The organism is Scytonema sp. NUACC21 (genome assembly GCF_054684315.1).
In genome coordinates, this window is the sequence record NZ_BAAFZH010000052.1 from 45,996 (window position 1) to 57,441 (window position 11,446).

Consider the following 11,446-nt stretch of genomic DNA (forward strand, 5'->3'; position numbering starts at 1 on the left):
GGCACTATACCAATCAGGATCTTAAATGCTGAAGTAAAGCAAATGTTCATTTTTACGGCGTTGTTTGCCCTCCAAAAGTGATTCGGATTTCCCTACTCGCTCCTACTACACTGCCACAGCGTTGGTTCATTCATCGAAATTGAGGCTTGGTAGATCGGTACAAGTAAAAGTTAAGGTTTTAGTTATCCCTTGTCAAGAGTCAAAAATCATTTGCAAGGGTTATAGTGATATTTACACTCCTTAACATAAGTGTATTTCGTTCCGCCTACCTACTTCAAACTTCAGGTTCCTATATCTGGAAAGATTCATTTACAGTTAATCTGACCTGAAAAAATTGGCTGGTGTGGGACGACAATACCAACTAGCTAGATAATAATTACCTATGCTTCTGCTAACAAAATTTATATGCCAAGTTAATTAGACAAGGGATAATAAGAAAATGTGGATTGGCTGATTAATGATATTCTTTGTCTAGCTAAAAATTTTATATCAACTGCCTCATGAACTCTTTAGCATTATTAACAGCAGTAGCCCAATTTAATCTTGATTGATATTGCTGAAAGGATGACAATGCTAGCTTTGTATATTCACTATAGTTATTAATTAAATAGTATATGTAAGAACAATAATCTCTCAAGCTTGCATCTTTGGAAAAAGTTTTTCCATTGAGGTCATCTTTAATAATTGTAGGAATACCACCGATATTTGTAGAAATAACTGGAAGACCAAATGAGTTGGCTTCTGAAAAAACAATAGGAGTGCAGTCTGCTAAAGAAGGTAAAATAAGAAAGTGAGCTTCAAGAAATAATTGATTAAGTTTTTCTAGATCTTCTTGATTTGACTTATCTATAAACTCAATGACTCTAACGTATTTTTGTAATGCTTGACTAAGCTTTGGAATACATCCAACAACTATTAATTCAGTTGTTAAACCCATATTATTTAGTTCTTGGACAACTTGTAAAGCTATGTCTCCTCCTTTTCTAACCCAATTTACTCCAAGAAACAGTAATTTACAAGGGCTGGAGGATTTAGCAGCAACTATGGATTGGATATCTGCAAGGCTTCTGTTACACTCTAAGTTAGCACACCAAGGAAGAACTTTTATCTTAGATGGAGGAATCCCATAAGTATCTATAGCTGCTTGGGCAGCCCAGTCCGAAGTATATATGACTAGATGGCATCGATTTAAGGCTGCCGATTCTATATCATAAATATTTTTGATATTTTCTTTGCATAAATTACTCATATGAGGATAAAAATTGATGAGAGAAGTTAGAGTAGAATCCGTCCATAAAACAATAGGCTGTTTACAATTTAGATATGCAATAGGAATTACATTTTCCGGGCATAAAACTATATCAAAATTACAGCTTAATAATTTTTCTTGAATTTGTAACGCATGATTTTTTAATACTATTGGTTCTGCCCAACGATAATAATCTTTTTTGAAAAAATATCGGTAAAAATTCCATTTTATTTTAGTCAATACTTTAAAACTTTTGTTTATTGGACTTATATTTTGTATAAAAGTAGATTCATCTTGAAGATGTTTACTTATACAATAGCTGGCTGCCCATAATCCTTGTTCGTGCTTTGACCAAGCACTCTTATCTAAAATATTATGTGACGTAATATACGCTATTTTCATAAAAAGTCTAGAATCAAATAATTCAATTTACTCCAGTCACTTTACAGGCTTTACAGTATATACAAAAGACATTGTATATTGGCTTCTTAAGTAAAACCTATGCTGTGTTTGATTTTCTTTCAAGCTAAATCTAGCTTGATATATCCTAAAAAAGTAGTTGTGTTAGATAAACGCGGAAATTTATCTAATAGTGCTGTAGACCATTGAGAAGGCAACAGAGTCATGACAGCAAGTTTTAACCAAGCCTTATAGATAACAGGTTTATAGAGAAGAGAAGGATCTGTTTTAACTGCTAACCACAGAAATCGAATAATAGCTGCAGTCTTCTGTTGCCCTGGAGGCATTGAAAGCGACTTATAACAAAGAAGCTTATAGATATTAGCAATTCTATGTGCTTTTAAGTGTTTTAATGAAGAAGGAACAGTGGCAAATGCTTGCTCAGCAACTCGTAAATTGGATACCTCCAGCCCTAAAACATCAGAAGACATAGAATTAGAGGAGATACGATATAATATTTGTACTTTTTTAATAGGAACAAAATCATATCTTGTCGCTAACCTTACCCACATATCTGTATCTTGGGCATTAGTAAGTGACTCATTAAAAATACCCACCTCAGTAAAAGCTACAGAACGTATCATGGCATTAGAGCCACTACCTATAAAATCATCCAACAATAGCTTTGAATAAACATTTCCAACCCAGTTAGCATGACTACAGGGTCGTAAAAATTTATCATCATTGTCAATTGCGTCAGTCCAACTATAGGAGACCATTGCTTGAGGATTTTCTTGCAGAGCTTTATACTGTTCTTCTAGTTTATCTGGTGTCCAAAGGTCATCTGCATCTAAAAAAGTAATACACTCTCCAGAAGCATGTTTTATCCCACGATTACGATTAACAGCTACATTAGCTTTAGGGTAATTAAATATTTTGATACGGGAGTCTTGAATATTATTAACAATATTAAATGTCGAATCACAAGAATCTCCATTAATTACGATCAACTCAAAATCAGTCAGTGTTTGGTTTAATACTGATTTAACTGTTTTTTCAATGGTTTTTTCACCATTGTATACCGGGATAATAACAGATACTTTAGGCATCATTGATAATAAAAGAGAAGAAAAGTTTGCTAAGTTATTTTGATGGTCTTTGGAAATGCAGGGTGGCTAGATAAAAAGGGCTCACCAAAGTAGACCAATATCTTTGCATTTCACAAGCGGCAACAACATCATTCTTAATAACTGTACGATATCGTAAAAAATGTAGTATTACTTTACGAATATCATTCAATAAATATAGGACAGAAGCCACGGGCTTTTGCCAATTTTTAAGTTGTAACATCCGTAAATGATAACGAGCTAAACCTACTCCACGCATCAGAGAAATTAAGTAATCTCTTTCTAATCGTTGAGAAGGTATAACGTGGTTTACTACCATGTTTGGGTTATACCAAATTTCCCATCCTGCTTGATAGATATATGAAAGAGCCTCTGCATCTTCACTTCCTAGCATGGATGAACCAATTCTGCCATTCAGTAGTAATCGAGAAGGAACGTTATCTCTCCATGCATTTCCACGTACAACTAATCCCGCAGAAGGAGGAAATCCATTCTTCTGCGGTATGAATAGATGAGGGTTGTCACCTCTTTCAGTAATAGCTAAGTAGAATAAAATTGGCTTAATGTTGTCTGGCGGTTCTACTTCAAAGACACCATGAATTTGGCTAGCATAAGCTCCTGCTTTCGGATGCGTTAAAGCAAATTTGTAGGCTTCTACTATCCAATTAGGGGAAGGCAAATTATCATCATCAAGAAAACCAACTATTTCCCCTCTTGCTTCTTTAATAGCTTGTTGTCGGGCAAATCCTGCTCCTTGTTCAGCTTCAAAACAGTAGCGTAAAGGTACATTAATAGACCAATTAGCTTGATATTCTCTAACAAGTGTTGCAGTACCATCCGTACTCTTGTTATCAACAACGATAATTTCCCAATTCAAGTTGTCCACACCTGTCTGGTTCCGCAATTTCTCCAAGACTTTAGGTAAACGGCTTTCCCCGTTATAGGTAGGGATCGCTACAGTGAAGTCAACGGACTTAGTCATACGTTGAAAGTCTAATTTTAACTGCTACTCTTAGTATTCCCAGTCAGTTTTAAAAAATTTACTCCTCTGTTGATATATAGTCAGCAAAATTTGTGGAATCCTTAAAAACACTATGGTTAAGAGTTTTGGGAAGAGGGGCAGTGCAAAATCAAGCTATTGCTGAATTAGAGGAGTTTCTATTAACTCATGAGTTCCGTCAAGTAACATTAGACTTGTTGTACACATTGAAGTAGAACTTAGCAGCCCATCACTCGCTTTAGCAGGCAGTCTTGAGTAGTGATGAGTGACTGGTGACTCCTGAGGGGGCTCTCGACCGTATGCTTCCTTCGTCAGCACGCTGCGCGTTGGCGCAGCCTGTCCGCAGGACATACGCCCTTACAAAAATCTGTACCTACTCCGCGTTGCAATCTGCTGTATCTGTACAGTTATGCGATCGCTATGATAATTACTCTGACTTTTTCTAACAAAATCAAATACTACAGCACGTCTTTGCAATTAATTGTTGCATAAATAAATTTTTTCTTTTTCTGTTTAGATAGTATTTAAAGTTATCATCATTTCAGATGGAAATAATTTCTGAAAAATCTAGAGAATATCTTAAATCACTAACAATAATGGAAAATTGATTGAGAGTCGATTAAACCCCTCATTTTATTGATGGATTGAGAACAAATGCATGGTTTTATTGGGTTTCGTTACTGAACACGGTTTTGTTGGGTTTGGTTGCTCAAGATGGTTTTGTTGGGTTTCGTTCCTCAACCCAACCTACAATTCTATAAAAATCTTAGAAGATGATATTTGGAGGGAGGAAGGAAGGTGGGCAGTGCCCACCCTACGAGTTTTGAATTGATATAAGCCCCTCAATTTATGCTTCCCGTGACGCTTCAATTAGGAGGGTCTTGTTTTGAAGTGCTGGGACTTTCATGACCACTTTTTTACTAAACGTCAGCCCGTTTTCTTCTGCGTCAATGACAACTGTATCACCGGGAACAAAGGTGTTCTCCAGCAACTTGGTTGCTAATGGGTTTTCCACTTCTCGCTGGATTGCCCGTTTGATGGGTCTTGCGCCGTACACTGGATCGTAACCCACTTCCACTAAGCGATCGCAAGCTGCAGAAGAGATTTCAAAAGAGATTTTTTGCTCCTGGAGGAGATTTTCCACCCGCTTGAGTTGGATGCGGACAATCTGCCGCATCTCGCTGCGATTGAGAGTGTGGAACAAAATCATATCATCAACCCGGTTGAGAAATTCGGGACGGAAGTGAGAACGCAAAGCATCCATAACTCGGTTCCGCATTCTTTCATAGTTCGCGTCATCACCAGAAATATCCAGTATGTGTTCGCTACCGATATTACTGGTCATAACAATTACGGTGTTGCGAAAATCTACTTTCCGTCCTTGGGAATCAGTAATTCTACCATCATCCAGCACCTGCAAAAGAATATTAAACACATCGGGGTGAGCTTTTTCCACCTCATCCAACAGCACCACGGAGTAAGGGCGGCGGCGAATGGCTTCGGAAAGCTGTCCCCCTTCTTCATAACCCACGTATCCTGGAGGCGCACCCACCAAACGGGAAACCGAGTGTTTCTCCATATACTCGGACATATCCAAACGTACCAAGGCATCAGCAGAATCAAAAAGAAATTGTGCCAAAGCACGGGCAAGTTCGGTTTTTCCTACGCCTGTAGGTCCCATAAACAAGAAGGAACCGATGGGACGACTGGGGTCTTTCATCCCCGCACGGGCGCGACGAATAGCTGCTGCAACGGCTGACACGGCTTCCTGTTGCCCAACTACCCGTTCGTGGAGGTGATTTTCCAATTGCAACAACTTTTGCCTTTCGGATTCCAACAGACGATTAACAGGAATCCCCGTCCATTTGGCTACTTCATCAGTTCTGGGGTTGTAGAATCCCAGTTCTTCTAAGGGACGACCATCGCGGCGAGCGAGGCTCTGAATTGCGATTATGCGGTAACTCGCTTCCCGCTTCTTACCGTATCGCTTCAAGCGCAGTTTAATCATGGTTTAGAAATCATTCTCCTGTTGCTACGAATCCGTTTGTAGTTTATTCGTTAGGAAGCACTATTGTACAGACTTCCTGAGGACGACTTTTTCGGGCGTTCTTCTCCCAAAGCGAGGCGTCCCTACTATAGTTACAAGCTACTCCCTAAGGGTAGGCTGCCGAACGTATGTTGCTAAAAATATCATTTTAGCACTAATCGGGAGTTAGTAGTTAGTAGTTGGGAGTTAGTAGTTATAGTAGTTGGGAGTTAGCTATTAACCACCAACCACTACCCACTATCCACTAATTACAGTGTTCCGAAACCTTTCTTCTTTTTGTCTTTCTTGGGCTTCTTTTTAGGGGTATCACCACCAGTGTAGCCCCGCCAACCAGGGGCAGGCGGACGGTTACCTGCTGCATAGGGGTTGCCCATGCCTCCACCAAACATTCCTGGCATTCCTGGCATTCCCGGAAAACGTCCTTGGCCCATTTGCTGCATGAGATTACGCATCTTTTGGAAGTCAGCGACCAACTTACTAACATCTGCTTCCTTATAGCCAGAACCTCTGGCAATGCGCTTGCGACGACTTGGAGAACTTGCCAACAAATCAGGATCTCGCCGTTCTTGCGCTGTCATGGAATTGATCATCGCTTCGCAGCGTTTTAGTTGGGTTTCCCCCTGCCGGAGTTGGTCATCTGAGAGCTTGTTCATCCCAGGAATAAGTTTCATGATGCCCCCGAGAGAACCCATATTCTTCAGCAGGCGCATCTGCTTGAGAAAGTCCGTAAAATCAAACTTTGCTGACAGGATTTTCTCCTGCATTTTCTCAGCATCAGCAAGGTCAATTTCTTCTTGAGCTTTTTCTACTAAGGTCAGGACATCACCCATCCCGAGGATACGCGAAGCCATGCGATCGGGATAAAACGGTTGTAGGGCTTCTACTTTTTCGCCCACACCAACAAACTTAATTGGGGCACCCGAAATTTGCCGCACGGATAGTGCCGCCCCGCCACGGCTGTCACCGTCCATTTTAGTCAAAATTGCCCCAGTAATACCAATCTGCCCGTGGAAGGTACGGGTAAGATTTGCTGCTTCTTGACCGGTCATGGCGTCCACCACCAAGAGCGTTTCATGGGGTTGGACGGTTTGTTTAATGCGGGCTAACTCTGCCATCATGTCTTCATCAATTTGCAGACGCCCCGCAGTATCAATAATGACTGTATCAACACCTTCTGCCCTGCCGCGTTCTACGCCCTGTCGCGCAATCTCTACTGGGTCGGCATCGGTTCCCAGTTCAAAGACTGGTACATCAATTTGTTTACCTAATGTTACCAACTGGTCAATAGCTGCCGGACGATAGATGTCTGTTGCCACCATCAAGCAAGTGCGCTCTAATTTGCGTAGATGCAAGGCTAACTTAGCGGTAGCAGTTGTTTTACCAGTACCCTGCAACCCTGCCATAAGGACAATTGTAGGAGAACTTGCGGCTTGCGCTAGGGGAACGTTTTCCTCTCCCATCACCTGAACGAGTTCATCATAAACAATTTTGATGAACTGTTGGTCGGGACGAACCCCAGCTATCACCTCAGCCCCTTGTGCCTTGGTTTCAACTTCGGTAATAAAATCTTTAACTACCTGGAGATTGACATCTGCTTCCAACAGGGCACGACGTACTTCCTTCAAAGCCTCTTGAATGTTGGATTGGGAAATCTTGTCCTGACCCCGGAGTTTCTTCCAGGCACCTTCTAAACGGTCAGCTAGTGCTTCAAACATAATGAGTTAGGTTACAGGTAGTTAGCCAGCAAGTTTTAACGCGCTATATATTCAGCTTAGTAGTTTTTTACTGGGAGTGTAGCAATGAAATACAGTCCACAAAACAAAAATCTCATTACTGCAACTGAAGATGTAAGTATAACCCAATTTCCAGCGCTCTACGTACAAAAAGTATGCGTCTCAATAATTTGTCTTGTTAATCAAGGTGTAGTTAAGACGTAAAATTATATACCAATTTTCTCAAAATTGTATTCTTGGCAACAACCATAAATTTTTAGCAAAGCAATGAAACTATATTACGAAGTCCCAATTAAGCAAGTTGCACCCAACTCATCTTGGGTTTTAAAATAATCTAGGTTACTGAGGAGAATTCTGTTTTAATACTTCTAGCAAAAATTAACTATTGAAAGCATTAGCTGAAAAACTAGACTCAATCTCAGCTTCAAATCAAGTTGATTGGTAAGGTGCATTGACAGTTAAACTAATGGAAGTTGTATTGCCTTAGAAATAAAGCACACTTAGCGAACTGCCGCTTTGCTGTAGCGAAGCTATCGCTCTACCTGTCTTCACAATATTTTGCTTTAGCAAAATATTTCTGTTAAAACATAAACAAGGCATCGCGCTTGTTTATTGAAAGACAAGGGATTTTGACTGAGACGACAAAGAAGATGATTACAATAATGAAAAATCTAATGTTTTCATTATATTTTGCCAACTAATTAAAGAAATGATTTCAAAAAACACAAGGAGGAATCGAGCATGGACATAGCCAACCAGAAAAAACTTAGTTCTAATGAGGACGCTAAGGCTAAGTTGGTTTTCTTAGCCAAGCAATTATTTTTGGTTGGTTTTGGCTTTACAGTCATTCTTCTCCTAACAAAAGGTAATCCACCTTGGTTCGTTGTGGCTTTGTATTTAGGCTTGTGTATTTTATTGCTGGCTTTAAATAAAAAAAAACAGATTTTTTCAGAAGAATCTCAAGAGCTATTGAAAATAGTTCAAGCTAAAAAATCATGTGAAAATATTAGAGAACAAGAACTTATTAATCAAGCAAATTTAGTTCAAAAAATTCTGGTTTCATCATCTCAAGAGAAAGACAGCGGGCACCTTAATTTAATCCTTGAAAATTTGAGCCAGACTCACCTAGTAGGTGTTAATCTTAACCATGCCTATTTAAGTGGTACTAACCTGAACCATGCCAATCTCAGTGAAGCTAACTTATCAAATAGTAACCTCAGCGATGCTCAGTTAACAGGTGCCAACCTCAAAAATACTAACTTTCAAAAAGCCAACCTTAGCAGTGTTCAGCTTGTAGGTGCCAACCTGAGCAATGCTGATTTGAAGGAAGCTAATCTTAGCAATGCTAACCTCAGCAATGCTGATTTGAAGGAAGCTAATCTCAGTGAAGCCAACCTGAGTGGTGCTGATTTGAAGGAAGCTAATCTCAGTGAAGCCAACCTGAGTGGTGCCTACTTATGGAGTGGAAATCTTAGCAATGCCATACTTATAGGTGCCAACCTTAGCAGAACCTATATGACTAGTACCAGGCTTAGGAATGCTAACCTCAAGAGTGCCATTCTACAAGATGCTAATTTAAGTGAAGCAAAACTGAAGGATGCTAGCCTTAGTGGTGCAGACTTGAGAGGTGCGAACCTGAGTAGTGCTAATTTGAAGAATGCCGACTTGAGCGATGCGAATCTAGAGGGCGCTAATTTAGAGGGCGCTAATTTAGAGGGCGCTAATCTAAGCAGAGCCAACTTATGTGGTGCAAATTTAAGTTGTATTAAAACGGATCGGGCAACACTTTTGGATAATAAATGGCGTCTGGTTTGGGAACTTGAGCAGCAAGTCAATCATGATAGCGAAGAGCCAATGTTTTACAATACTAAATAGCTGAAGTTTACAGATTTTTTTAACAACTAAAAACCCCTGGTTGAAGCCGTGGGGTTGTTGCTTATAATATAAGAGAACCGTTTTTTTTTAAGGAATGTCTCTCAAACAAAAAGCTATTACGAATAGCATACGACCTTGCGATTGGCCCATTGAACAATTGCCTGGATTGAGCCAGCAAGAACAATCCCAACTGCAAGACTGCGGGATTACCACCACTGCAGCGTTGGTTAAACAGGGAAAAACCCCAGCAACTCGGTTAGCGCTGGCAAATAAATTAAAAATTCATCTTCAGTACGTGAACAAGTGGGTGGCTCTAGCCGATTTGGCTCGCATTCCCAGTGTAGGAATCCAGCATTGCGGTTTATTACTGCACGCCGGTATTGGTTCTACTGCACAGTTGGCTGCTATTCCGGCGTACAAATTGCATCAACAAATTATGCGCTTGGTAGTAGCAACAATGCAACGGCGAGATTTATGCCCTTCTGTCGATCGCGTTCAACAATGGAGCTATGAAGCAAAATTGCTAAGTGCTAATGGCTAATAGCTAATAGTGCAATTAGCCATGAGCCATTATTCTTGTGCAAGCACTCCATTTAAGAAAATATCAGCCAGCCCTTCTGCCATTTCTTGGATTTGTTTTGGAGAAGCGTCAGGTTCCATAAGGGTGTTGTTAGAAAAACCCGCAATGGCAAACATTCCCAAGAAAACTTTGGCAACGAGTTTTGCATCCATTTTGCGATAGATACCTTTATCCATCGCAGTTTGAAAGAATGCTTCGGCAACATCGGTCATTTTCTCAATGACTTCTAATTGAATGCGATCGCGTAAGTCTGGATGAAACTGCGCCTCCATAAAACAAACCCGCATTAAATCGGCATTTTTTTGCATATTCCACATCCGACGGCGCATTACCTGAGCTACAGCTTTGTAGCTACCCATTTCACTCAGTTCTGTGAGCAAGTCCGTGAGAATCTCCACCCACCCACTAGTTGCGACCTCAACTAATATTGCCTTTTTATTAGAAAAATGACGGAACAGAGTGCCTTCCGCCACCCCAGCCGCTTGTGCTAAATCACGGGTTGTCGTACCATCAAATCCTTGAGAAGCAAATAACCGCCTAGCAGCCTGTAAAATGCGGTCGCGTGTTTGAGCTTCTGATGGTGGGGGAGAATTAAAAACTCGCATAAAACTTATCGTAAACTATCCGGAACAGGATGTGTAGCATTATTGTCTAACGTCAAGTACAACAAATACAGAAACCTTAATACAAGATTAAGACCCTGTTGGCAAAGTAACCTATTTTTGTTGTGTTGTAATGGATCTTTACCTCTATTGTTGCGTATGAATAAGTTGCGTTGCTTATACCAAAGGGTAGTAAAAAGAAGACAAAGAGAAGTTCACAGTCCTATTCCTATGCTCCTCTCATCGAAATTACAACGACTTTCTGTCACTTTCATGGCAGTAATACTCCTTTGGTGGAGTTTACTACCGGAAGTTGCTGTCGCTAGGACACAAACCCCAAACACTGCTCAAACATCGATTCAACCTTATTTAAATCGGGTTATTAAGCAGTTAACAGAGTTCCGTCTCAACAATGGCTTGAAGTTTATTGTTCTCGAACGCCATCAAGCTCCTGTTGTTTCTTTTTTAACATATGCAGATGTAGGTGGAGTCGATGAGCCTAACGGAAAAACTGGTGTAGCCCACTTTCTCGAACATTTGGCATTTAAAGGTACAACACTTATTGGTACGGAAAACTACAAATTAGAAAAACCATTACTAGATAGCTTAGATCAATTAGCAGCACAAATCAAAACAGCAAAAGCTGCTGGCAAACAGGATGAAGTTGCTAGATTGGAAGCAGAGTTTAAGAAAGTTGAGGCAGAAGCAGCCAAGCTAGTCGAACAAAACGAACTCGGGCGAATTGTAGAACAAGCGGGAGGGGTGGGTTTAAACGCCAATACCTCTACAGAAGCAACTCGTTATTTTTACAGCTTTCCTTCCAATAAATTAGAA

General features: G+C 40.2%; 10 protein-coding genes. 3 read left to right on the forward strand and 7 right to left on the reverse strand.

Going from position 1 to position 11,446, the window contains the following annotated elements:
* Positions 1-484: 484 nt before the first annotated feature.
* From ACYRY3_RS07220 to ffh, 6 genes are all read right to left on the reverse strand, one after another.
* Positions 485-1,651, reverse strand: a complete 1,167-nt coding sequence (locus ACYRY3_RS07220; protein WP_460201020.1) for a glycosyltransferase family 4 protein — start codon at positions 1,649-1,651, stop codon at positions 485-487.
* A 119-nt stretch (positions 1,652-1,770) separates the two neighbouring features.
* Entirely contained in the window at positions 1,771-2,760 is a 990-nt protein-coding gene (locus ACYRY3_RS07225) for a glycosyltransferase family 2 protein (RefSeq protein WP_460201021.1), read from the reverse strand.
* Between the two features lie 31 nt (positions 2,761-2,791).
* A complete protein-coding gene (gene hpsE / locus ACYRY3_RS07230) occupies positions 2,792-3,757 on the reverse strand; it encodes a hormogonium polysaccharide biosynthesis glycosyltransferase HpsE (RefSeq protein ID WP_460201022.1) in 966 nt (321 codons plus the stop codon).
* A gap of 153 nt (positions 3,758-3,910) precedes the next feature.
* Positions 3,911-4,126, reverse strand: coding sequence for a hypothetical protein (locus ACYRY3_RS07235; RefSeq protein ID WP_460201023.1), 216 nt, complete (start codon positions 4,124-4,126; stop codon positions 3,911-3,913).
* Between the two features lie 496 nt (positions 4,127-4,622).
* The gene (rpsP, locus tag ACYRY3_RS07240) at positions 4,623-5,783 is read right to left on the reverse strand and encodes a 30S ribosomal protein S16 (RefSeq protein WP_460201024.1); all 1,161 of its coding nucleotides are present in this window, start codon (positions 5,781-5,783) and stop codon (positions 4,623-4,625) included.
* Between the two features lie 287 nt (positions 5,784-6,070).
* The gene (gene ffh / locus ACYRY3_RS07245; RefSeq protein ID WP_460201025.1) at positions 6,071-7,537 is read right to left on the reverse strand and encodes a signal recognition particle protein; all 1,467 of its coding nucleotides are present in this window, start codon (positions 7,535-7,537) and stop codon (positions 6,071-6,073) included.
* Positions 7,538-8,296: 759 nt separating this feature from the next.
* On the opposite strand from ffh, the gene ACYRY3_RS07250 reads away from it, so the two are divergent.
* Positions 8,297-9,430, forward strand: coding sequence for a pentapeptide repeat-containing protein (locus ACYRY3_RS07250; protein WP_460201026.1), 1,134 nt, complete (start codon positions 8,297-8,299; stop codon positions 9,428-9,430).
* A gap of 94 nt (positions 9,431-9,524) precedes the next feature.
* Positions 9,525-9,971 carry a DUF4332 domain-containing protein gene (locus tag ACYRY3_RS07255; protein WP_460201027.1) on the forward strand — a complete coding sequence of 149 codons (447 nt, stop codon included), beginning with the start codon at positions 9,525-9,527 and terminating at the stop codon, positions 9,969-9,971.
* Between the two features lie 29 nt (positions 9,972-10,000).
* Here the strand turns inward: ACYRY3_RS07255 and ACYRY3_RS07260 are convergent, their stop codons facing one another.
* Entirely contained in the window at positions 10,001-10,615 is a 615-nt protein-coding gene (locus tag ACYRY3_RS07260) for a TetR/AcrR family transcriptional regulator (RefSeq protein ID WP_460201028.1), read from the reverse strand.
* Positions 10,616-10,885: 270 nt separating this feature from the next.
* Here ACYRY3_RS07260 and ACYRY3_RS07265 point away from each other — a divergent pair.
* Positions 10,886-11,446: insulinase family protein (locus tag ACYRY3_RS07265; RefSeq protein ID WP_460201029.1), on the forward strand; the 561-nt coding region annotated here is incomplete at its 3' end.

Excerpts from the sequence above, each read along its gene's own strand:
- rpsP (WP_460201024.1), bottom strand. The coding sequence starts at position 5,783 with ATGATTAAACTGCGCTTGAAGCGATACGGTAAGAAGCGGGAAGCGAGT.
- ACYRY3_RS07255 (WP_460201027.1), top strand. The coding sequence starts at position 9,525 with ATGTCTCTCAAACAAAAAGCTATTACGAATAGCATACGACCTTGCGAT.
- ACYRY3_RS07235 (WP_460201023.1), bottom strand. The coding sequence starts at position 4,126 with ATGTCCTGCGGACAGGCTGCGCCAACGCGCAGCGTGCTGACGAAGGAA.
- ACYRY3_RS07260 (WP_460201028.1), bottom strand. The coding sequence starts at position 10,615 with ATGCGAGTTTTTAATTCTCCCCCACCATCAGAAGCTCAAACACGCGAC.
- ACYRY3_RS07220 (WP_460201020.1), bottom strand. The coding sequence starts at position 1,651 with ATGAAAATAGCGTATATTACGTCACATAATATTTTAGATAAGAGTGCT.
- ACYRY3_RS07225 (WP_460201021.1), bottom strand. The coding sequence starts at position 2,760 with ATGATGCCTAAAGTATCTGTTATTATCCCGGTATACAATGGTGAAAAA.
- ACYRY3_RS07250 (WP_460201026.1), top strand. The coding sequence starts at position 8,297 with ATGGACATAGCCAACCAGAAAAAACTTAGTTCTAATGAGGACGCTAAG.
- ffh (WP_460201025.1), bottom strand. The coding sequence starts at position 7,537 with ATGTTTGAAGCACTAGCTGACCGTTTAGAAGGTGCCTGGAAGAAACTC.
- hpsE (WP_460201022.1), bottom strand. The coding sequence starts at position 3,757 with ATGACTAAGTCCGTTGACTTCACTGTAGCGATCCCTACCTATAACGGG.